This window comes from Enterococcus sp. 2STP (assembly GCF_032465635.1).
Lineage (GTDB): Bacteria > Bacillota > Bacilli > Lactobacillales > Enterococcaceae > Enterococcus_B > Enterococcus_B lactis.
Genome location: NZ_JAWDJH010000015.1, coordinates 151,942 through 173,704 on the forward strand (window position 1 = coordinate 151,942; position 21,763 = coordinate 173,704).

A 21,763-nucleotide genomic window follows, 5' to 3' on the forward strand; every position below is an offset into this window, starting at 1 on the left:
CTATAAATTTTAATATTATTTATTACGCTTTTGCTAATTCAGCTTTTGCTTTTTTCAAAATGTCATCCATGTTATCGCGTGAATCATTAGGTACTTTACGTACATCGAATTTCACACCTTTTTGTTCAAGCTTCTCAAACGCTTCAACATCTTCTTGTCCCATAGACAATACTTTACTTACAACGACTTTACCAACTGAATGCGCCATTGACCCAACATTTAATTCTTTGATGTCCACGCCACCTTCAACAGCTGTCAATACGTCTTCAGGATTTTCAAATAAAAGCAATGCTTTGGTATTTCCAAAACGAGGGTCTTTTGCGACTTCGATCATTTTGCTAATAGGAATAACATTTGCTTTTACACCTGGAGGAGCAGCTTGTTCGATTAGTCTCTTACGCAGATCATCCTTTGATACTGCATCTGAAACAACGATAATACGGTTTGGTTGCACTGCTTTTGTCCAAGCTGTCGCAACTTGTCCATGTAACAGACGTGAGTCAACACGAGCTAATACATATTTGATTTTCCCGTCTCCGACCACAGTTCCTTCTGGAAGTGCTCCTTTAGGTTGTGCGTCTTCAACTGCTGCTTTCGGTGCTTCTGCCGGTTCTAATTCTTCCGGTTTCACTTTTACACCATCTTTTGCTGTTTCAATGATATGCGCTGCAATTTCATGAGCAGATTCCATTGAAAAGCGTGATGCATAGGCTTCAATCAACATTGGCAAATTCAAACCGCTGACGATTGCCCATTTATCTTTGTGCTCTTCGAATAATGTGTTTGATTGATTGAACGGTGTTCCACCCCATAAATCAACTAAGAATAACACTTCGTCTTGATTATCAAAAGAAGCAACCGCTTCTTCCAATTTGGCTCTCAAGTCATCTGGACCTTCACTTGGTTTCAAAATCACGGCTTTGACGTTTTCTTGTTCGCCAAAGATCATTGAACCGGATTGTAAGATTCCTTCAGCAAATTGTCCATGACTTGCTAGGATAATCCCTACCATATTTATACCTCCTATTTACTTTTGTTGTAACAAATTCAAAAATATTAATAATTGCTAACCATTACAACAGAATTATTTGACCTTTTCCAACAACCATTTTTGTTACACCTTTTTGATTTTCGCTAGTAGTTCCATCAAAAGGATTTTCCTGTCAGCAGGTACTTTTCGAATCTCTAACTCCACTTCTTGACTGTTCAAGTAACGAAAGGAATCAATATCTTGTTGATTTACTGAAACAAAATTGGTAATCATTGATTTGCCTTCAGTAAAACTCATACCGCCGATATTCAACGACTTCAACTGTACACCGCAGCGGACAACCGCTTCAACATCTTGGGGATTGGTGAATAAAAGCATCACTTTCGCTCGTGATAATAGTCCACTATGATAGATTTGAATCATTTTCTGCACGGTTATTACATTTGCTGTGATTCCCGGCGGTGCAGCTTCTTTTAATAGAAACTTTCTCAATTTATCTTGAGCAACTACATCGCTGATCACAATGATACGTTCAACACCTGTTTGCTTCGACCAAACTGTTGCGACTTGCCCGTGGATTAAACGATCATCTATACGTGCCAATCGAATATCCATCTGCAAAACTCCTTCTTCCTCACTACTTCACAGAAACCCCTATCATTTCTGTGTGAACAACCACCTCCTAGCACACACTATTATAAGCAAAAAGCGTGCCAACTTTTTTACGATACACTAATTGAATTTAAAGGATTCTTAACCAATACACAAAAACGATACACTATAAAAGTGTATCGTTTTTGTGTATTTAAGGCATAGTGTATTCTTTTTTATCTAGCTGATTATGCACTAGACGTAGCAGATAATACATTTCTTCTATTGGCACTTTTACTTTTATCTTATCTTCTAGCAGGACAACCGAGGCTGTTAATTGATTATAAAGAGGATCACTCATTGTATTCGTCAATTCGTTTTCTTCCACCGTCAACGTTTCATTTCGAATAATCCGTTCGATCATTCCTGCTGTGTGCATCACTAAGTTGATCTTAAAGCCATATTCTTCATTGCCAATTCCCATCGTCTGAGAGATTTGTGTAGAAAATTGCCACATTGGATCGATTAGTTTACTACCATTGATAAAGATGAAGTTCTCAGAGATAAACTCAACACATGTTTTTTTAGCTGTCTCTTCATCTAGCGAGACGAATTCAGTTTCTTCCATTTCTGATTCCATAAGCAACTGATCTAAAATGACTTCGATATTTTGATCAATGAAGCGCTCTAAAGGAATAAATGGTGCTTGGATATTCAAATCAGTAATTCCAGTAGTTGCTATGATCTGATATTCTTTTTGGATAACTGGCAATTCTTCTTTCACTTCCACAATCGACAAAGCTAGAACTTCTAATTCTGTTTCTTGACGCTTATTTACCGCTCGTTCGATCAATTCTTTGATTCTTTGCGCTGTACCTTCGCCAGATGCACAAATGGCCAAAACAGCTTTTTTCTTATGGATAGGTTTTGTTTCCTGGACAGGTTCTACAGAAGATATTTCTGCGTAGCCTCGAAAATTCTTCAACGATTCATGCAACATATCTAAATCTGTCCCTAATACAGAGACCTTTCGTACGGTTTCCAAAACTAGAGAAGTCGTTACCATGTCAACGGTACGTACAGGTATCCCAGTGTCTCGCTGAATTTGTGAATTAAATGAGGCGAGGGACCCCATATCCACTAATAGTATGACCCCGCTTCCTTCATCTACTTCTTGTACATTGCGTTCAATTCGGTCTAAAGCTGTTTTCGGATCCATATCCAACGGCATGTCTACTGCTCGTACGTTCTCTGCATCTAACAACTGTTGGACAACTTGAACCATACTGCTTGCTGTACTGTTTCCGTGAGCCGCAACGACTACACCGATTCTGCCGCTTGCTTGGTTCGCCCGTAACGAGACGAGTAGAACAGTCAAGTAGTAGTCTTCACTTTCTGGAATATCCACTTGAAAATACGTTTCTATATAACTACGCACTTCTTTCGCAACAGCATATTCATCTGGAAAATCAAATGCCATCTCACGGATATTATCATTCGTATGCCGTTCTTCTCCTAAATTGATCTTTTTCAAAAACGAACTGATATGCAAGCTCATAGCATAAATAAAGTTTTGCTGAAACTCATACGGTAAAGATCTTTTGACCATTACATAAATCTGATTGGTCACTTCTATGATTTTTGGATCTACAAATTCTGCTAATTTGCTATCTGCATTAAAAGAAAACCCATGGTCTTTATAAAAAGACTTCAGATGGATGTTGATATCTGTAGAAATAAAGTGATTGATTGCTTCTTGGTCCAACCCATCCGACTTCAGCAAAGCTGCTTTATCTCCGATAATATCATATAGATTATAAGGTAATTCATAGGAGTCTGATTGGATTTTCATGATCGTATCGTTTGGTGCTACAGTTATCTTTGGCTCCAATATTTTAGAAAGCTCTGCCATTGCACTGCGGTTGCTTGCTAATTGAATCAATCCGCTACGAATCCCTTCTGTCAAATCATCAATCGTAATCGATATTTCGGGAGATTGCATATGATTTAGAAATCCTCGTGCGCATACTAACTGGATATTCGACTTCAATTGACCTATATTCCCATAAGTCACACTGCCAATCAGTGCTTTTGCTACATCTTCTGTCAAAGAGATCTTTCGTTGCGTGCGGTTCGCTTCGTGGGCAATCATAATTTTTACTAAATCGACTTTCTCATTTGCAGGACGTTTTTCAAAAGCCGGAAGTTTGATATTAATTGGGATACGCCGAACAAAAGTTTCCAATAGCGAAGAGCCTGGATCTTCTGTGGTCGCACCTACGATTCGTACATTTGCTTCATGAGATTTCGTTGTTTCTCCAAGTCGACTGTAAGTCCCGTGATCCATAAAGTAAAAGATCATTTCTTGGCCTTCTGGAGGCAATCGGTGAATTTCATCCAGAAATAGCATACCACCATCCGCTTGATCGATAATTCCCATTTTTTCTTCATCTGCACCTGTAAAGGCTCCTTTTGCATACCCAAATAAATGGCTCATCAAAAGCTCAGGGTTATTCGCGTAATCAGCACAATTGAAAACAATCAGTTCCGTTTCCTCATCTATTACATGATGTGCTTTAGCAAAATGATACATCGCGTGCGCAAAATAAGTCTTTCCTGATCCGGTAGGTCCTGTAATCAAGCAATTTAATCCTCTTGGCGGATACAAGATCGCAGCTTTTGCCTGTTCCACTGAGTTTTTCATGCTACCATTAGCTCCAATGATTTTTGCAAAGATATCCTTAGTATCTATCTGGAGCGTATTTTTTTCTTCAGAGACCGGCGTTTCTTTGTAACTGACCACATGTTTTGCAGCTGGCTTTACGTGCGTAGCGAGTGTTTGATATATGTAACGTACTGGTCGTCCATCTGTCTTTATCAATTTTCCTTCGCGCACTAGCTGATTCAGATCCTTACTGCTATTCGTTCGTTGGATTCCTAACACTTCAGCAATTTCTTGTGTCGTTACTCCTTGGTCATATTCTGCCTTTGTTAAATGAGCGGTTTTTTCTTTGACATACATATAAATTCGGTCCATGCGTTTTGCCAATGGTATCGCTCCTTTTCTATAGACTGTTGTTCTTAGGCTTCAAAACATAATACTATGTATTTATTTCCGTTTCGTCAACTATTTACCTGATTTTGTTTCGTTGACAACAAGCGAAGGGACAAGCGTAATGAAGATAAAAGAACACAAAATATCAATTCCATTTTTATATTGGAAACAAGAAAAAGAACACTATTTATCCTACAATGATGCTGCTGATAGCAAACAATATCGCTTTCATTAATAAAAACAATCGTTATCAAAACATTCTGATTACAAGATGGCAAAAAAATATTAAGCGTAAAAAGACATGGTAACCTTCGCATCCTTCATTACAACTTTTATTTTTATAAACAAAGAAGAGGCTGTGACAAAAGTCTTGTCACAACCTCTTTAATCGCAAGATTCAATTAAGCTTCTTGAGCTACTGGATAAACAGACACTTGTTTTTTGTTACGGCCTTTACGTTCGAAACGTACTACGCCATCAACTTTTGCAAATAAAGTGTCGTCTCCACCGATACCCACGTTTACACCTGGATAGATTTTTGTACCGCGTTGACGGTAAAGAATTGATCCACCTGTAACTGTTTGTCCATCAGCGCGTTTAGCACCTAGACGTTTTGATTCTGAGTCACGGCCGTTAGATGTAGAACCGCCACCTTTTTTGTGGGCAAATAATTGTAGATTCATAGATAACAACATGGTCTGCACCTCCTATTTATCATTGATTGTTTTAATTTGGATATATTCTGAGTTTTCAGCTTCTATTGATTGTAAACCTAATAAAAGATTTTCTAATAGAATCTCAGCAATATTGTTTTGTTCTTGTGTCATTCCTGAAGTGACTTCGGTATAAAGATAACCGCCTTCTTCTTCATTCATTTCAACAATCGGTTCAAAACCGGCTAATGAGGCAATCCCGTTGACAGTGCTGATCGCTAACGCAGAAACACCTGCACAAACGATATCACTTCCATAAGGACCAGCATCAGCATGCCCGGTCAAAGTGAATGAAACGATCTGACCTGCGTCATTTCGCTTAAATGTTCCTTTGATCATATATAGGCCTTCTTTCTCAAACGCTGATTAAGCGTTGATCGCGTCGATAACCACTTTTGTATATGGTTGACGATGACCTTGTTTGCGGTGTGAATGTTTTTTAGGTTTGTATTTGAAAGTAACGACTTTCTTTTGTTTGCCGTGTTTTTCAACAGTACCTTCAACAGTTGCACCTGCAACAGTTGGAGCGCCTACTTTTGTAGATTCGCCACCTACTAAGATAACTTCGTCAAAAACAACTTTTTCTCCTGCTTCAACGTCAAGTTTTTCAACATAGATTGCTTGTCCAACTTCAACTTTTACTTGTTTACCACCAGTTTTAATAATTGCGTACATGCTATAAAGCACCTCCTTCTGATATACTTAGACTCGCCATCCGAAGTGACAGCATCTGCTGTGCTTATTACTTGTTCTGAGCGGTTGTAGCTGTGGAGTCCACAATTACAACAGTACTAGCTTACCAGAACAGCCGCTGTTCGTCAACTAAATTTAAATTCAAAAAATGAAATAAAGATTTAAACAATCGTTCTCCTGCTTTTCTTTCCTCTTCGTTTCTGCCAAATAAAATAGTCGCATTGCGTTTCTTTTCTTCTTATAATAAAAGAAAAAGGAGGAGCACAAATGGAATACCCAACAGAATTGATACAAGAGGCTTCTTTAAGGATGAACGGCCGTCCTGTAGAAGGGTTTGTCGCTGGGCAAGGACCTCTTCATCCTAAATTAATGCTTGTAGGAGAAGCCCCAGGGAAAACAGAGATTGATACACACATCCCTTTTAGCGGACAAGCTGGAAAAGAATTGATGCAGGCACTTTCTTCCACTGGTTTAACACGAGAAGATGTCTATATCACCAGTGCTGTACGGAGTCGCCCGTATCGCGTGACTCACCGGATCAATAAACGGACACAACACACAGAAACTGTTTATCCAAATCGTACACCTACGCGATCCGAAGTATTTGCACACGCACCGATACTGGATTACGAACTGATGGAAGTCCAGCCAAAATTAATTGCGACACTTGGAAATATTGGCCTGCAACGATTACTTGGTAAAGAATATACTGTTACCAAAAACCATGGTCAACTCTATACAGGTCCCGTCTTACAGCTAACAAAACAAAAAGATGCCTACGAATGGTCAGAAAAAAACTACCGTATCCTTCCACTTTTTCATCCAGCAGCTATTTTCTATAATCGTTCCCTTGTACCTGTTATCCATCAAGATTGGCAAGTACTAGCTTCACTTTTACAACAAGATTAAAAAGAACAGACAAGACGGTGAAATTGTTAGTTTACAGTCTTGTCTGTTCTTTTTCATTGTTTTAATGGCTCATTGCAGTATATTTCGCATGCAATGCTGTCAACGCATGAGCAACTGTTTGATGTTGATGTGTGGATGTATATTCCCATAAGTGAGAAAGTTGTTTTTCTACTTCCGGCTGCAAGGAAGTATAGATAATCGTTTGCCCTCTCTGTTCTGCTTTTTCTTGAAATTCATCAAAAACTGCGCGTGCCGTCAAATCAATACTTGGTACGCCACGCATGGAGAAGATGACACCGTCGTGATGGTTTAGTTCTTCCAATTTATTTTTTAGTTTCTCTGAAGACATGAAAAACAGCGGACCGCTGATGTACACTACTGTCCAATTATTCAGCTTTTCCGTTTCTGGCAGCCCCATTCTTTGCCAATCGATTGTTTCTAATGAAATCGTGATAGCCGCACTTTTTACAACAAAAAATACACAACCGCCGATAATCCCAATTACAATAGCAATACTTAAATCAAAGATGACTGTACAAATCATTGTAAGAACAAACAATAGAATAGCTGACCAATATTTATGAACAAATAGCTCCTTAATCGTTCTCCATTCATTCATACGCCAAGCCGTCACGATCAAAACACCTGCAAGTGCCGGCATCGGAATCTGTGACATCACTGGCGCAAAAACAAGCATGGAAAGCAACAAGACAACTGCATGGATCATGCCAGCTAATCTGGTTTGTGCGCCAGATTTGATGGCCACACTTGTACGAGCAATGGCTGCAGTAGCAGGAATCCCGCCAAAAAAAGGAAGCAATAGATTTCCCGCCCCTTGTGCCACTAATTCTTGGTTACTGTCTAATGATTTATTCGCCATTCGACCAGCAGAAGCACCACATAATAAGCTCTCAATCATCCCTAACAGAGCAATGCTAATGGCCGGAACGGCTACTTGTTGCAAGGCAGAAAAGCTAAAATCTCCCAAGCCCAAGCGATTACTGCTGATCAGTGTTTGTGGGATGTTACCAACAGTGGCTACTGGTAAATGACACAGTAGCGTAACTACTGTTGCTAAAATGATGGCCAACAGCGAACTAGGCATTCGTTTCGCCCATTTTTTCGGATAGATGAACATCCCTAAAATGACTAGTCCTCCCATAATCAAAGATGCTATGTTTATTGGAAAACCTAGTGTCTGATAACTACTTAGCTTTTCAATAACATTTGTACCTTCCGAATGAACACCAAACAAATTATCGATCTGACCTAATGCAATAATAATAGCAATACCTGAAGTAAATCCTGTGATTACTGGTGCTGGGATAAAAGAAGTTAGTGTTCCTAATCGGAAAAGCCCTGCTGCAAGTAAAAATAGACCTGCCAAAAAAGTAGCAAGCAACACACCTTGCATTCCCTTTGTTGCCGCAATGGACATTAGAATAGCTGCCATTGCACCTGTCGGACCTGATATTTGATAAAAACCGCCTGATAAACCGCCAATAACGAGACCGGCAATGATAGCCGTAATCAAACCTGCGGATGCATCGGCTCCGCTTGATACCCCAAAAGCCAAGGCTAAAGGCAATGCTACAGCAGCTACTGTGATTCCAGCCAAAAGATCTTTCTGAAATCTTGAAAGATCATAACCTAAAAATTCTTTTTTTAGTGATAAAACATAATTTTTGAACACCTATCTAACTCCTTTTCATGAAATTTTCTAAAATACCATTCATTAGAATAGCATATTTCATGAGAAAAAGTAATATTTTTCACAAAGTTTCCTGTCCAATAGATCCTTGTTTTTCTACATTTAGAAGAAAATAGAAAGCAAGGCCAACAGAGCTAACCCACCTTGTTTTAGTAAAATCCAGCGATCGCTAGTCAGACTTCCATACAATGCAACAATAAAAATTGATAGCAACAGCATACTTGTAATTTCTTTAGGTGCGGAAGAAAGGTAAGCTCCGTAAAGTAGTCCCACCCCTAATAGTCCATTGTATACTCCTTGATTCTTAAATAATGTTTGAACAGATTTTCTGCTTAATTCTTCTTTATTCATTTTAAAAACTCTGCTTGTCGTATCGGAATCAGTTCTTACTGTTTCGATGTACATGATATAAAAAAATTCGATGGCCACTAGAGTGACTAAAATTTTTGATAATATTGACATATTTGCTTCCTCTTTCTGATGGATTTTATTTTTACTTCCTATAATTGTACTAGATAAAGATGTTTTTTTTATTTTATTTGCCTTTGAAAACAAACAATATTGGCACAAAAAACAAAGAAAAACCGTTAGAAACCTCAGTTTCTAACGGTTTTTTAGCGTCACAGGAGGGATTCGAACCCCCGACCGTCCGCTTAGAAGGCGGATGCTCTATCCAGCTGAGCTACTATGACAGGAATCAGCGGAACATCAATAATTATAGATAATTATATTGCTTCTGTCAATACGAAATAGTTATTTAATTAGCAAATAGCCAATTATTTTAATTCAACTACCAAATCAATCCTTTGAAAAGAAACATTCGCTTCCATCTATTCTAAGGTTATCAGTCGAAAACAGGAGTTGCATTGTCTTCATGCTTACTCCTGTTTATTTCAATCTATTCACTATTTCCTTCAGTTGTTTTACAAATACAGTCTCTTTCACATCAAATTTAGATGGATTCTTTGATATAATCAATCACTTACTGATTGTCATAATCATGTATCACAAATCGATTTCTTCTGCTTCTTTTGTCATTAAGATTACACCATCGCCTAGTGGTAAGATGGTCGATGTCAAATCAGGATGGTTCATCACGACACGAAGGAATTCATTTAATTTACGATGGATAGCTCGTTTGCCACGAGGAATCTCTTCATCAGGGAGCAAGATCGTCCCTCCTTGGAAAATATCATCTACCATCAAAACGCCACCTTTTCGTAACAAACGCAAACATTCAGGTAAAAATTCAATATATTTTGATTTTGCACTATCCATAAAAATAAAGTCATATGGACCAGACAACTCAGGCAAAATATCTGCGGCTTGCCCTTCAAGCAAGGTTACTTTATCTGTCAATCCTAGACGTTCATAGTTTTTTTTCGCTTTCTCGATCATGACATCGAAACGATCAATGGTCGTAACATGAGCATTTTCTCCGATTGTTGTCGCCATGACACTTGATGAAAAACCGATAGCTGCACCGATCTCTAAGATTCGTTCAGGCTGAATCTGTCCAAGTAAAAATTTCAAAAATACAACTGTTTCGTGGGGAATAACCGGTACTTCTGCTACATGAGCTTCTTCTTCCAATTTCCCTAGCTCACCCGGTAATTTTTTTTGCTGGGTACGCATAAAGTCCAATAGTTCTTCTTTGACTACAGGACGATGCATCATTTCATTGCGCATACTACTCCTCCTCTTTACACATTATACGAACAACTAGCTGAATCTACAAGCTGTATGAGTATTTTCCGTATCACTCGTTCAGAAGAGTAATGGTATCTCTTGAATATATTTGTCTTTTTCAACATTCTCACAAAAATTTCTGTGTTCGTCTCCGCTTCTTCTTCAACTCTACAAAAGTATTCCAAGCTGTGATTCCTGTTAAGCAAAAAGCAATCGTAAAGAATAACCCCTGGATCCATGCAAATGCTGTTTTGGAAAGGACCAGACCAATATATGGAATCTGGAAGATTGGACTACCGATAATATTTCTCTTTTTTACTACTCCAGGCTCGATATAAGTCCGTGTGTCAGCTTTTGTATAAAAGTCGTTGTAGTTGTTTTCAATGGCTATTACGCGACGTGTCGAGATTTTTTTACCTGAATTTTCATAATATGTAATAATATCTCCGACTAAAATCTCATCTGTATTTTTTGGTCGTACATATATCAGATTTCCTTGTGCATAATATGGGTTCATTTCTCTATCCTCAATAATATAAGGAGTCAATCCAAAAATTCGGGGAACCAAGACGACGAGAAGAATAAGTATTAAAAATATAATCAGCGTTACAGAACTAACAAAAGTTATTTTTTTGTAATCAGGCATCGTTTTCAACTCCTTTCTTTCTTCAATCCTTCTTAATCATATAATAACGATAAATTTTTTACAAATTATAACTGTAAAAACACATTTTTATGACAACGACGTTTTTTGATTCTATTTCCTCATCTTTATCTCATTTTTCATTATAAATAATTGACGTTAGTAAAAAAAACGTTTACCCTAAAATTACAAGTTTTAGAAAGGAATACCTTTATGGCTTTTTTTAATAACATATATAATAAAAAAGAATCTTTCTATATGCGCATAAAATGGAGCATAATAATTATATTATCAGCGTTATTTTTAGCAGGGATTGCTTATTTCTTCTATTTTATCTTCTCTCCTGCTGATAGTAATCAAATGAAAGAAATAAAAGATTCATGGGTTTTCTATTCAAAAGATGATCCTGATTTTAAGTTTGACAGCAAGTACACTCGTACGATTCCTACCGTAGACAAAGATGAAACATTTATTATGGAAACGACACTTGAGAAACCGTTGAATGAAGCAAATTTACTAATCAAAGGAAATCATCAATGGATTACTGTGTATCTAAACGGAAACATTTTATACCAACGGGAAGATTACGACGCAGAAAGCAACCCTGGATTATCACTGGCTGTGATAGATTTACCATCAGATTACATCGGAAAAAAATTGATGGTCTCTGTCTCATCTCCTTATCAAAACTACGCTGGGTTGCCACCGAAAGTCTATATAGGTACAACTGGTCCGTTAATCGGTTTTATCTATTCTCAATCAGTACCGCAAGTATTAACGATGATCATTGCAGTTTTCATTGCTATTGGGACGTTTATCTATACCATCTACTTGATGTACAAACAAAAACGGCTTGAATACTCGCTGATTATCTTAAGCTGCTTTGCTTTGGCATTAGGATTTGAAGCTGTTTCAGAAGATATTTTAAGTGGCATCCTTTTTGAACCATTCGTTCACTCTTTTTTATCTCATTTATTTATTATCCTAACCTCGGCTTTCATTATCTGCTATTATTGGAGCCGGATGATTTATTATAAAAAATGGTATGGGATTTTTTGTATAATCCAGCTTTCGATCTTTTCTGGTGTTCTGCTTTATGCAGCTTTTACTTCTGCAGAACTTCCTGAATTGATGCCAATTGCTAATATAGCTAGTGTTATCAGTACTCTAGTCACTTCGCTTACCTGCATTGGTGAAGCATATAAAAACAATCGTTTTTATGTAGTTTGTACACCTTGGATCGTCTTGGTTGCCATTATCCACTGCTTGATTTATATCCAAACAGCACTAGGTATTTATCAAACGACGATCAATTGGTCTACGATTTTATTCATTATTATTTTGATTGTTATTATCAGTTACAATCTGATTGACCACATTCTGAACACAGATAAAGACCGAAGACAAGTAGATTTCTTAAAAATCAAAAACGATTTGCTGGAACAGCATTATGAGCAACTTCGACAGCATATCCAAGAAGTAAATACGCTTCGTTTAGAATTTGTTCAGGAAATGGAAAATCTGCAAGACTTAATGCATACGGATCAAGTAAAAGCAAAAAAATATGTGGAAACAATCTTGGAAGAAGCAAAAAATTTTGAAATGCTGTGTTCTTTTTGCAATCATCAGATGACAAATTTGATTTTCGCGCGCTATCAACAGTTAGCTGCTAAACGGAATATCCAGATCACCTTCCAAGCAGAACTTCCTGAGGAGCTTCCTATCAAAGATGATGATCTAGCCCAGCTTTTGATTCATGCCCTAGAGCATTCATTTAGAGAAACTCATGCCATCGAAAATCCGCTGTATCGAAAAATTCATTTGTCGATACATGAGCAAGAGGATCATTTCGTCATTTGTTGCGAACATAGTGCACATTATGATACGAATATATTCAGTCGAGGTATCACAGAAGAATTAGATGATCAGGAACGCTTTGATTTGATGATGATGAAAGATGTGGCAGATCGTTACACTGGAACACTAACGCAGGAAAAAGATACATTGATTGATCGTATCACTGTTCAGCTTTCCCGAAATTACTCGAATTCTATATAAAAAAGCAGTGGGATCCAATACATAAGGATTCCGCTGCTTTTTGTTTTTAATAAAGTAAGGTAAGCAATTCTTCTGATTCTATCGCACCAAAATATTTTTTCACATCAATTTGGTCAACTATTTTTGATAGAGATTCTTTATCATATTTCTGTCCCACCAATTTTTTTTCGACATCAGAGATATCTCCTAGTCCGAAGAAATCACCAAAGATTTTTGCTTCTTTAATCATTCCTTCTGATACATTCAAGTGGACTTCGATCGAACCGATAGAGAAACGTTTTTGACGAGAGAAATTGAAATCTGGGGACTTTCCGTAATTCCAATCCCAATTTCGGTAATATTCTTCAGAGATTCGATTGATTTTTTTCCAATCTTCGTCGGTCAATTCGTACGTTTTTACTTCCTCTACTGATTCTACACCAAAAATTTTCAACAAGATTTCTTGACGAAATTCTTCCGTTGTCATTTTTTGTTTTTCTTCGGGAAGAAACGGTTTGATATTCGTCACACGAGAACGGATCGATTTGATTCCTTTTGATTCGATTTTGTCTTTTTTTACTTTTAATGCATTGACTACTTCATTGATATCAGAGTCGAACATAATCGTTCCATGAGCAAACATTCGGCCATTGGTAGCATACATCGCATTACCGGAAAATTTCATACCATCAATGACTAAATCATTTCGGCCTTTCAACTCAGCCCCGGCAACACCCAATTCATGAAGTGCTTGGATGATTGGTTGTGTTACTTTCGCAAAATCACGGAAGGAATCACCATCATCAGGCATAATAAAACTAAAGTTCAAGTTCCCAAAATCATGGTAGACAGCTCCGCCTCCACTTAGACGGCGGACCACATGAATACCATGTTCTTCCACATAATCTCGATTGATTTCTTCAATCGTGTTCTGATTCCTACCGATGATGATTGAAGGTTCATTGATATAAAAGAGCAAAATGGGTTCATCTAATGGCATTTCTTGCAACAAGTATTGTTCAATTGCTAAATTGATTCTTGGGTCGTGGTTTTCATTTGGTACAAAAATCATGTTCTTCCTCCTAAATGTCAAACACTTTGTCAACTGCAGCAAGTTCTACATCTATCCCTTTACCTGCTGCTTTTTGCGCTTCATTTTTCAATTGTTCTAAGTCGCCAAACTGAGGTAGATGGGTAAGTACAAGTTTCTTTACGTTAGCTGATTTCGCCAGTTCTCCAGCTTCTTTTGAAGTGAAATGTGCATGATGATGTTCATTTCCTTCAAATAGATAGGTATCTGCTAGAAACAAATCAGCCTCTTTCGCAAAATCAGCGAAACTTTCCAAATAACCTGAATCTCCTGTAAATACGAATACTTTCCCCGTTGCTTCTTCTACGATTCGCATGGCGTAACATACTACTGGATGGATTGTTTCCATAAAAGTAATCAGAAAAGGACCAATTTTTAATTCTTCGGCTTCAAAATAAGGATGTCCTTTTGAGACATTCGCCATCGTCAATTCTTCAAAGTGGACAGAATCTTTTGTGTGCCCGTAAATTGAAAGCAATGTCTCCGGATCTCTCTTGGGATGAAGTTGCCAGTAATACTGTAATACACCAAGGTCAGCAATATGATCATGATGATAATGGCTAAGGATCACAGCATCCAAATCAAGTGGATCAAGATGTTCTTGTAATTTGATCAGCGTAGCACTACCTGCATCAATCAACAAGTTGAAACCGTCAGATTGAAGTAAATAACCTGTTGTCCCTTGATTATTATAAGGATACGCCCCTAAGCAGCCTAAAACAGTTAATTTCATCATACATTCCCCCTCAAAGATTTATCCTACCACAAAAGTTATTTTTCTAATGAATGAACTGCTTACAGATTAAGCAAAATAGGCTTCTGGACCACCTTTTTCAATCCGTGCTTGTTCATAAAATTCTGCAACTGATACATTCACATAAACGATGACCCACAAAAGACCGATGAATAAAGCGATTGCCCCTAACAAATACCAGCCGATAAAAGATAGTTGCAACAAAATATACGTACCGATTCTATCTTTCAATAAGAACCAGCCATATTTTAAGCATTGTACGACCGACAAATCAGGATAGTCGAACTTCGTCCATGCAGCAAATTGGAACAATCCGCCAACGATGCTCATGATAAGTGCTGAAACAAAAATCATCCCTACCATTGATAAAACAAAGCTGATATCAAGAAAATCTCCTGGCATGACATCCGTAGGTACCGTACTTGAATTGAAAAGCAACTGCGTATAAGCACTCACTCCGCTGATTAAAAACATGGGCAGAAAGATCAAACTATTGAGCAACCAGTTGATGATTGAATTAATCAAATTGATGACAAGTATCGAACCAAAATATTTTTTTTGGAAAACTGAAAATAGAAGATTGCTTTTTGGTCTGCCACCTCGTACAACTACTAACGCAATATAAAACAATGCATAGTTGAATGCGAATAAAAGCAAATTATTGACTAGAAAACTCAATAGGTTTTGCTGCATGCTTTCTTCCGTAAAAGGACTGAAACCGTCAAAAAAATTCTGTATGACGCTTGTGAACAATATGGATAAGAAAACAAGCCAAGCATTGATTCCCCATTGATTCTCTAAAGAAGCTCGCGCTTTTTTTCGATATTCAGAAATAGGCATTTTATTATTCATTATTCATAACTCCGGATTTGTTCAACTGTTTCACTATCAAGCCGTTTCACTAACTCAGTAACTAGCTTCACTGTATTCAAATAATCATCTTCATGGATCACTGATGTGTGGGAATGCAAATAACGAACAGGAACAGTAATGGCTACAGAAGGAACACCGTCTCTTGTCAAATGCATTTGTCCTGCATCCGTTCCACCGCCAGAGATCACTGTATATTGGAATGGGATAGCCATTTCCTCTGCTACATCGATAACGAAATTCAATAATTTTTTGTGCGGAATCATCGATGCATCAAAAATCAAAATCTGTGGACCTTTTCCTAAAATCGAATCTGCTTCTTTTGGTGTCATTCCTGGAGTATCACCTGCTGTACCAGTATCTAAAGCAAAAGCAATATCTGGATTTACAAGGTGCGTGCTTGTTCGAGCGCCTCGCAAGCCCACTTCTTCTTGCACATCGCTTCCTGCAAATAAAACATTTGGATGTGCTTCTTTAGATAGATTCTCCAATACTCGCAAAGAAACAGCTGTCCCTATCCGATTATCCCATGCTTTTGCCAGTAAATATTTACTGCCGTTCATTCGTTTGTATTCAATATATGGGGTGACCATATCTCCCGGACGTATGCCCCACTCTTTGGCTTCTTCTTGGTTTGATGCGCCGATATCAATAAACATATCTTTGATTTCATATGGTTTATTTCGTACCTGAGGTGTTAAAACATGCGGTGGTTTTGAACCAATTACCCCGTGAATGATTTTTCCTTCTCGTGTTTTGATTTCTACTTGTTGAGCAAGCATCACTTGTCCCCACCAGCCTCCAAGTGTTTGGAACTCCAAGAAGCCTTTTTCGGTTATTTTTGTTACCATAAAACCAACTTCGTCCATATGACCAGAAATAAAGACTTTTGGTCCTCCGCCAGCGCCATGCTTAGCAATCACACTGCCTAATCCGTCATAAAAAATATCATCAGCGAATGGTTTAGCATATTCTCTGAATACTTCTCTTACCTCTTCTTCATTCCCAGGTACTCCTTTTGCAGAAGTCAAATCAATTAGTAGCTGTTCTTCTTTTGTATCCAAATGTTTTCCCCCATTTCTATATTCATATTGTGATTATACCATTGCTTTTGTTTTTTGTTCAGGCAAACTTGGTATTTTTACTGTTTATTTCAGAATATTCTAAAATAAATAAAACAGGCAGATATCCTCCACCTGTTTTATTTATTTTAATCGTAGTTTATCTGGTACTTGTTGTTGCCAAGCTTTGCTGAAAAAAGCATCATCGAGATGGTACCTACTAGGAAGCTGGTTTTCTTCTAAAAACGGTCTAATCTGTTGATCTGCGGCCAGCCATCCTTTCCACCCTAAATGGATCGTATCTTCCATAAAATAATTGGTACCAGCTTGATTGACAAAATCAGCTATTCGATTGAATCCTTGGCTATTTAATTGAAATTTGATTTTTTTGGCAAATCCTTGTAGCATTTCTTGAGATAGTCCGGTATAATCGCTCCATTTCTCGTTGACCGGTGGAATGATAAACAACACTTCATTATGATTTTTTGCTAATTGATCCAAGATCAGCTGAAAATCAGAAAATTCTGGTGAAAAACGATAATCCCAATTTTTTTGTGACTGTTTGAGTTCTGGCTCGTGGGATCGGATACGATGTGTATAAAAATCGTTTTTCAAACCAAACGGATTATTTGTCGTTTCTTGTTTTCCAATCTCATCTGCCAAAATGGATAATTCTGTTTCTTGATAGTGGTCTGGTAATCGTTTTGATTCATGATCGATTTTTTGCTGACGATCTTTCAAACCGATATCACTGAATATCTCATCCTCACGCTTCAACATGTTCCATTGGCTGTGCAACTGATCCAAAGATTCAGGTAAAGGTAACTTTCCTTCTTTAATCGTTTGTAGAATTCCTGTCAGCGTATCGTTCTCTTTTACTTTTGAAAAAGTTAATAGTCTTCTAGCTAAATAGCGATCAGCTGATGTGACTTTTTTCAATGAGAACAACCAATCATAGGTCTGAAGTTCAGAATAGTAAGTGTTGAAATAATCTGTTTTTACACCATCTTTTACAAACCATTGAGGCGAGATGATAAACACCACTTTTTTGTTTTTCAAATCATCCCCTGCAGATCGCATCATCATATATTGACTTAATGATTGTGTTCCCGGCGCTCCTAGCAAGAAAGGACGATAACCTCTATCATATTTTTCAGCCAAAACAGACGGATGGAATGGACTGATCCTGCTTAATTCACTCGACCCAAAAAAGGGGATATATTGTTTTTCAGACAAAGCTTTGTTTTTTATTGCATCGCCCTTTAGTACATTTGCTGACATAGATGAAGACGCTCGCTTGATTACTTCCGGGTTATCAATATTTACTCGATAGGAAGAAGTGAAGAATAGGGCAAGCAGACCAAAAGCGAGAACAACAGGTCCAAAAATAGCAAAGAGTTTCTTTTTCATACTCAACCCTTCAATGCAGTTGCTTGTTGAATGATTTTATTCGGTGTGCGCCAATCCTCCCGCTCGAATTCAGAGACTGGGACTTGGATATCCAACTCTCCGTCTAGCTCGACTAATAATTGCACAGATGCTAAAGAATCAAGCAAACCTTCATCAAATAGATCAATATCACGATTTTTTCTTACTTCATCTGTTCCTGTTATTTCTTCTAAGATTGATAAAATTTGTTCTTCCATTTTCCTTTTCTCCTTTGTTATATAAATTAATATGTCACTATTCGTTAGCTAAAAAAAAGTTTATCTAAAAATCCTGAAAAAATCAGGAAGCTGAAACATACCGCTTGAAATGTCAAAAATACGGCTACGCCATGCGTAAATTTGTTAGAAGGCAACTGATCTTTATGCTTCTTCTTAAATCGGATCCATGCATCTGTCAGACAGATCAGACAAGCATGATACAGACCGTATACGATGTAGTACCACGTCAATCCATGCCAGACACCCATTAGAAGAAACAAAGCGAAATACCCGATATTTGACATCACGATCTTGCTTTTAAAGATTTTTTTCTTCATCATGAAGAACATCAACCGCATATACACGTAATCGCGGAACCAAAAAGACAAGGTCATATGCCATCGATTCCAGAATTCTTTGATATTCCATGATAAAAATGGTTTATTGAAATTGATTGGCGTCTGATACCCCATCATGTAGCTTGTACCGACTGCGAACAAACTGTAACCTGCAAAATCAAAAAATAAATACATGCTATACACGTACATGTAACCCACTAACGCCCATGAAATCCCACCATGCTGTAATGCGATGCGCCCTACTGCAGGGAGCAGTACTTGACCAAAATAATAACCGATAATGAACTTATATAAAAAACCGACAAAAATATTTTGGACGCCTTTTCCCAAGAGATCAACATATTTATCACGAACAGGTGGATGGAGCTGATCCTTTTCAAATCTCCTATAACGATCGATGGGTCCAGAAGATATTGTCGGGAAAAACAGCAGAAACTGGATATAACGAAATGGATTATATACTTTGATCATGCCATCTCTTATTTCCATGATCATTTGCACAGACTTAAAGGTTAAATAAGAGATTCCTAAAAAACCAAGTAGCGATGCTTTTCCATGTTCAAAAAAAGGAGTCACTTTCGTTAAAAACAGTGGAATTATTGCTAAAATAACGGCGGCGTAAAACCATCCTGTTTGATTTTTCCTTTGCCGGTGAACAAAATAGCCCCATACAAGGATTGTCTGCCAAAAAACATACCCAATCAGCGCCGCTCCCTGTTCCCAATAAGTACCTCCAAAGCTGACAAATAAAAAGAAAAGTGTCACCACTGATTGATAAATTGGTAATCTTTTTTTCCATATCAGTAAAGATAGAACGATTGGTATAAGCGCAATGGCTAAAAGAAAAAAATAAAACGGCTCTGCGTAAGGGATCATATGAGGAAACATCATTCAGGATTCACCTCAGCTGTTAATTTTTTTCGATCAATTTTTCCATTTACTGTCTGAGGCAGCAAATCGACATAATGGAACTTCTGAGGAATCATATACTCCATCACAACTTGCAGTAATTGTTCTTTGATCGATTTGGTCAGTTGAAAATCCGGTTGTTTCGTTGTGTTTTCTAATACGATGAAAGCAACAAGCTGCTGCACTTTTGTTCCTTGATATTTTGGTACGACAACGGCTTGTTTGATCCGGGAGTCTTGCAACAGATAATGTTCGATATCCCCTAACTCGATCCGGTAACCATGTAATTTGACTTGCTGATCCATACGGCCTTCATAAAATAAAAGCCCGTCTTCATCCAACCTTCCTGCATCCCCTGTATGGTAACTTGCTAAGTCATTTTGACAAAAGAACGCAGCTGCTGTTTTTTCTGGATTGTTCAGGTAACCTTTTGATACGCTTGGTCCTGCAATAATGATTTCACCAGTTTCTCCTTTTGGAACAAGTTTGTCTTCTTGGACAATAGAAACTTTGGTGTCTTTTTTTACATAGCCGATCGGTAGTCGGTCATATTTATCTAGTACGTGCTGATCAATCTGAATACTTGAAATAGCCACAGTTGCTTCTGTTGGACCGTAAGTATTATATATCCGTGCATTTGGGAATCGATCAAGTAGCGTTTCTGCAGTTTTTTTTGTCAATTCTTCTCCGCAAAATAAAAACATGTCCAATTCTGGCACATTTTCTCCATTGAAGGTAGGCTCCATCAAGCAAATATCCATAAAAGATGGAGTAGAAACCCAAACATTCAACTTCAAGTTAGGCAATGTCGCGAATAATTGACGAAAATCTTGAATAACTGCTTTATTTAACGGCTTCAGCATTCCACCAGAAACTAATGCAGGATAAATAGAAAATACCGATAAATCAAAAGAAAATGGCGCTTGGGCTAAGAAATGCATCCCAGGCTTGATCCCAAAGTCTTCCATCGTCCATTGAACAAAGCTGACTAGATTATCATGACTGATTTGTACGCCTTTTGGTTCTCCAGTAGTACCAGAAGTAAAAATAATATAAAAATTTTCTGTACCTTTTACGCTGTTTCTGGGATAAAATTCTACTGGTATCTTCTCGATCTCTTGAAATTCTTCTTTTGTTACGACAGGAACAGAAGGAATGTCTTCTATCCAATTCCCAATACTGATGACCATAGATGGTTTAGCCACCCGAAAGATCGACAGGATACGTTCTTTGGGTGTGTGTTCTTCAATTGGCAAATAGGCATGACCAGATTTGACAATTCCTAGAAATGCGACAATCATCTCAAATTCTAAATTACCAAAAACGACGATTGGTCCATCCCCTTCTACCTTTTCTTCTAAATAATAAGCAAGTGCGTCTGATGCTTGTTTCAATTCTCCAAAAGTATGCATCTCATCCGCCTGATAAGCAATTCGATCAGGTTCGCTTATTCCCCAATCATCGACTGCTTCAATAATCGTTTTGATTTCCATACTCTTCCTCCTAAAATTCGTTATAGATAAATGTTCCTCCTTGAATATTTTTATAGTGATACAGGTAGATCAGGAACAGCAGTACCGCACTATAAAAAATTGTTCGAATGATGAATTTTCCCCAATAATTCAATTTTGGATTAGACCACCATTTGTTCATTGGATTCCCTCCTCATATAACCTCACACAAAGTGTAACGAATTTTGACAAAAAGAAACATGTGTCTAGCTTACAGAAACCGTTTTTTTACTAACAGTTTTGTCACATAGCTTTTATAAAAATAGCACATCAAAACACTGCTTTTTTCTTTATAATTTCTAGTAATTTTAAAAAATATAAAAAATAAAGAGGTTGTGACAAAAAGCGTGTCACAACCTCTTCTTCCAAATAAACGGTGTGTAAAAGCTTGCATCTGCGGTAATAAGTCCAGCTAAATCAAAAACATGGGAAACTATTTTTGCTTGGCTGTTTCTTATTACTTGATGCAGGACAGCTTTTTCACAATCTCTTCTTTAAACGGTGTTTAAAATTTAGTACTTTTTATTATCT

General features: G+C 37.5%; 21 protein-coding genes, 1 tRNA gene and 1 other annotated feature. Of the genes, 2 read left to right on the forward strand and 20 right to left on the reverse strand.

Annotated elements, in window-relative coordinates; all coding sequences use genetic code 11:
- Nucleotides 1–22: 22 nt before the first annotated feature.
- From RWU19_RS06105 to rplU, 6 genes are all read right to left on the reverse strand, one after another.
- Nucleotides 23–1,012: a mannose/fructose/sorbose PTS transporter subunit IIB gene (locus RWU19_RS06105; protein WP_002289456.1), complete on the reverse strand. Its 990-nt coding sequence runs from the start codon at nt 1,010–1,012 to the stop codon at nt 23–25.
- Between the two features lie 102 nt (nt 1,013–1,114).
- Nucleotides 1,115–1,606, reverse strand: a complete 492-nt coding sequence (locus RWU19_RS06110) for a mannose/fructose/sorbose PTS transporter subunit IIB (protein ID WP_002289455.1) — start codon at nt 1,604–1,606, stop codon at nt 1,115–1,117.
- Nucleotides 1,607–1,796: 190 nt separating this feature from the next.
- Entirely contained in the window at nt 1,797–4,604 is a 2,808-nt protein-coding gene (locus tag RWU19_RS06115) for a sigma 54-interacting transcriptional regulator (RefSeq protein ID WP_185022567.1), read from the reverse strand.
- Nucleotides 4,605–5,038: 434 nt separating this feature from the next.
- Nucleotides 5,039–5,332: a 50S ribosomal protein L27 gene (rpmA, locus tag RWU19_RS06120; RefSeq protein ID WP_002289452.1), complete on the reverse strand. Its 294-nt coding sequence runs from the start codon at nt 5,330–5,332 to the stop codon at nt 5,039–5,041.
- 12 nt (nt 5,333–5,344) lie between these two features.
- On the reverse strand, nt 5,345–5,689 hold the full coding sequence (locus RWU19_RS06125) for a ribosomal-processing cysteine protease Prp (protein ID WP_002289451.1): 345 nt from the start codon (nt 5,687–5,689) through the stop codon (nt 5,345–5,347).
- A gap of 27 nt (nt 5,690–5,716) precedes the next feature.
- A complete protein-coding gene (rplU, locus tag RWU19_RS06130; protein WP_002289450.1) occupies nt 5,717–6,025 on the reverse strand; it encodes a 50S ribosomal protein L21 in 309 nt (102 codons plus the stop codon).
- A 19-nt stretch (nt 6,026–6,044) separates the two neighbouring features.
- Nucleotides 6,045–6,121, reverse strand: a sequence feature (ribosomal protein L21 leader region).
- A gap of 189 nt (nt 6,122–6,310) precedes the next feature.
- On the opposite strand from rplU, the gene RWU19_RS06135 reads away from it, so the two are divergent.
- Nucleotides 6,311–6,952: a uracil-DNA glycosylase gene (locus tag RWU19_RS06135; RefSeq protein WP_024636500.1), complete on the forward strand. Its 642-nt coding sequence runs from the start codon at nt 6,311–6,313 to the stop codon at nt 6,950–6,952.
- Between the two features lie 61 nt (nt 6,953–7,013).
- Here the strand turns inward: RWU19_RS06135 and RWU19_RS06140 are convergent, their stop codons facing one another.
- From RWU19_RS06140 to RWU19_RS06160, 5 genes are all read right to left on the reverse strand, one after another.
- The gene (locus tag RWU19_RS06140; RefSeq protein ID WP_316002646.1) at nt 7,014–8,645 is read right to left on the reverse strand and encodes a SulP family inorganic anion transporter; all 1,632 of its coding nucleotides are present in this window, start codon (nt 8,643–8,645) and stop codon (nt 7,014–7,016) included.
- Between the two features lie 120 nt (nt 8,646–8,765).
- A complete protein-coding gene (locus RWU19_RS06145; RefSeq protein WP_002329013.1) occupies nt 8,766–9,125 on the reverse strand; it encodes a DUF1304 domain-containing protein in 360 nt (119 codons plus the stop codon).
- 156 nt (nt 9,126–9,281) lie between these two features.
- A tRNA-Arg gene (locus tag RWU19_RS06150) sits at nt 9,282–9,355 on the reverse strand.
- 313 nt (nt 9,356–9,668) lie between these two features.
- The gene (locus tag RWU19_RS06155) at nt 9,669–10,352 is read right to left on the reverse strand and encodes an O-methyltransferase (RefSeq protein WP_024635657.1); all 684 of its coding nucleotides are present in this window, start codon (nt 10,350–10,352) and stop codon (nt 9,669–9,671) included.
- Nucleotides 10,353–10,479: 127 nt separating this feature from the next.
- Complete coding sequence (locus RWU19_RS06160) at nt 10,480–10,998, reverse strand: signal peptidase I (RefSeq protein WP_002292363.1); 519 nt, start codon at nt 10,996–10,998, stop codon at nt 10,480–10,482.
- A gap of 210 nt (nt 10,999–11,208) precedes the next feature.
- Between RWU19_RS06160 and RWU19_RS06165 the strand changes: the two genes are divergently transcribed.
- Entirely contained in the window at nt 11,209–13,053 is a 1,845-nt protein-coding gene (locus RWU19_RS06165) for a hypothetical protein (protein ID WP_123838088.1), read from the forward strand.
- A gap of 46 nt (nt 13,054–13,099) precedes the next feature.
- Here the strand turns inward: RWU19_RS06165 and RWU19_RS06170 are convergent, their stop codons facing one another.
- The 9 genes from RWU19_RS06170 to RWU19_RS06210 all read right to left on the reverse strand — a co-directional run bounded on the left by RWU19_RS06170 (nt 13,100) and on the right by RWU19_RS06210 (nt 21,374).
- Complete coding sequence (locus RWU19_RS06170) at nt 13,100–14,104, reverse strand: lipoate--protein ligase (RefSeq protein ID WP_002310251.1); 1,005 nt, start codon at nt 14,102–14,104, stop codon at nt 13,100–13,102.
- A 10-nt stretch (nt 14,105–14,114) separates the two neighbouring features.
- Nucleotides 14,115–14,855 (reverse strand): MBL fold metallo-hydrolase, encoded by a 741-nt coding sequence (locus tag RWU19_RS06175; protein ID WP_016853388.1) that lies wholly within the window; start codon nt 14,853–14,855, stop codon nt 14,115–14,117.
- A gap of 69 nt (nt 14,856–14,924) precedes the next feature.
- Nucleotides 14,925–15,728 carry a DUF975 family protein gene (locus RWU19_RS06180; protein ID WP_002292359.1) on the reverse strand — a complete coding sequence of 268 codons (804 nt, stop codon included), beginning with the start codon at nt 15,726–15,728 and terminating at the stop codon, nt 14,925–14,927.
- Complete coding sequence (locus tag RWU19_RS06185) at nt 15,728–16,810, reverse strand: M42 family metallopeptidase (protein WP_002292358.1); 1,083 nt, start codon at nt 16,808–16,810, stop codon at nt 15,728–15,730. The genes RWU19_RS06180 and RWU19_RS06185 overlap by 1 nt, the downstream gene beginning before the upstream one ends.
- A 141-nt stretch (nt 16,811–16,951) precedes the next feature.
- Nucleotides 16,952–18,217 carry a D-alanyl-lipoteichoic acid biosynthesis protein DltD gene (gene dltD, locus RWU19_RS06190; protein ID WP_123838087.1) on the reverse strand — a complete coding sequence of 422 codons (1,266 nt, stop codon included), beginning with the start codon at nt 18,215–18,217 and terminating at the stop codon, nt 16,952–16,954.
- A 2-nt stretch (nt 18,218–18,219) separates the two neighbouring features.
- On the reverse strand, nt 18,220–18,453 hold the full coding sequence (gene dltC, locus RWU19_RS06195) for a D-alanine--poly(phosphoribitol) ligase subunit DltC (protein WP_002292356.1): 234 nt from the start codon (nt 18,451–18,453) through the stop codon (nt 18,220–18,222).
- A gap of 44 nt (nt 18,454–18,497) precedes the next feature.
- On the reverse strand, nt 18,498–19,703 hold the full coding sequence (gene dltB / locus RWU19_RS06200) for a D-alanyl-lipoteichoic acid biosynthesis protein DltB (protein WP_002329012.1): 1,206 nt from the start codon (nt 19,701–19,703) through the stop codon (nt 18,498–18,500).
- Nucleotides 19,700–21,214 (reverse strand): D-alanine--poly(phosphoribitol) ligase subunit DltA, encoded by a 1,515-nt coding sequence (gene dltA / locus RWU19_RS06205; RefSeq protein WP_123838086.1) that lies wholly within the window; start codon nt 21,212–21,214, stop codon nt 19,700–19,702. The genes dltB and dltA overlap by 4 nt, the downstream gene beginning before the upstream one ends.
- Nucleotides 21,215–21,224: 10 nt before the next feature.
- Entirely contained in the window at nt 21,225–21,374 is a 150-nt protein-coding gene (locus tag RWU19_RS06210; protein ID WP_002292353.1) for a teichoic acid D-Ala incorporation-associated protein DltX, read from the reverse strand.
- Nucleotides 21,375–21,763 lie beyond the last annotated feature (389 nt).

What these genes read in the sequence shown, in the direction of transcription:
- RWU19_RS06125 (WP_002289451.1), bottom strand. Translation starts at nt 5,689, where the DNA reads ATGATCAAAGGAACATTTAAGCGAAATGACGCAGGTCAGATCGTTTCA.
- RWU19_RS06210 (WP_002292353.1), bottom strand. Translation starts at nt 21,374, where the DNA reads ATGAACAAATGGTGGTCTAATCCAAAATTGAATTATTGGGGAAAATTC.
- RWU19_RS06180 (WP_002292359.1), bottom strand. Translation starts at nt 15,728, where the DNA reads ATGAATAATAAAATGCCTATTTCTGAATATCGAAAAAAAGCGCGAGCT.
- RWU19_RS06145 (WP_002329013.1), bottom strand. Translation starts at nt 9,125, where the DNA reads ATGTCAATATTATCAAAAATTTTAGTCACTCTAGTGGCCATCGAATTT.
- RWU19_RS06110 (WP_002289455.1), bottom strand. Translation starts at nt 1,606, where the DNA reads ATGGATATTCGATTGGCACGTATAGATGATCGTTTAATCCACGGGCAA.
- rpmA (WP_002289452.1), bottom strand. Translation starts at nt 5,332, where the DNA reads ATGTTGTTATCTATGAATCTACAATTATTTGCCCACAAAAAAGGTGGC.
- RWU19_RS06105 (WP_002289456.1), bottom strand. Translation starts at nt 1,012, where the DNA reads ATGGTAGGGATTATCCTAGCAAGTCATGGACAATTTGCTGAAGGAATC.
- RWU19_RS06135 (WP_024636500.1), top strand. Translation starts at nt 6,311, where the DNA reads ATGGAATACCCAACAGAATTGATACAAGAGGCTTCTTTAAGGATGAAC.
- dltA (WP_123838086.1), bottom strand. Translation starts at nt 21,214, where the DNA reads ATGGAAATCAAAACGATTATTGAAGCAGTCGATGATTGGGGAATAAGC.
- RWU19_RS06175 (WP_016853388.1), bottom strand. Translation starts at nt 14,855, where the DNA reads ATGAAATTAACTGTTTTAGGCTGCTTAGGGGCGTATCCTTATAATAAT.
- dltB (WP_002329012.1), bottom strand. Translation starts at nt 19,703, where the DNA reads ATGATGTTTCCTCATATGATCCCTTACGCAGAGCCGTTTTATTTTTTT.
- RWU19_RS06155 (WP_024635657.1), bottom strand. Translation starts at nt 10,352, where the DNA reads ATGCGCAATGAAATGATGCATCGTCCTGTAGTCAAAGAAGAACTATTG.
- RWU19_RS06170 (WP_002310251.1), bottom strand. Translation starts at nt 14,104, where the DNA reads ATGATTTTTGTACCAAATGAAAACCACGACCCAAGAATCAATTTAGCA.
- rplU (WP_002289450.1), bottom strand. Translation starts at nt 6,025, where the DNA reads ATGTACGCAATTATTAAAACTGGTGGTAAACAAGTAAAAGTTGAAGTT.
- RWU19_RS06165 (WP_123838088.1), top strand. Translation starts at nt 11,209, where the DNA reads ATGGCTTTTTTTAATAACATATATAATAAAAAAGAATCTTTCTATATG.
- RWU19_RS06115 (WP_185022567.1), bottom strand. Translation starts at nt 4,604, where the DNA reads ATGTATGTCAAAGAAAAAACCGCTCATTTAACAAAGGCAGAATATGAC.
- dltC (WP_002292356.1), bottom strand. Translation starts at nt 18,453, where the DNA reads ATGGAAGAACAAATTTTATCAATCTTAGAAGAAATAACAGGAACAGAT.
- RWU19_RS06160 (WP_002292363.1), bottom strand. Translation starts at nt 10,998, where the DNA reads ATGCCTGATTACAAAAAAATAACTTTTGTTAGTTCTGTAACGCTGATT.
- dltD (WP_123838087.1), bottom strand. Translation starts at nt 18,217, where the DNA reads ATGAAAAAGAAACTCTTTGCTATTTTTGGACCTGTTGTTCTCGCTTTT.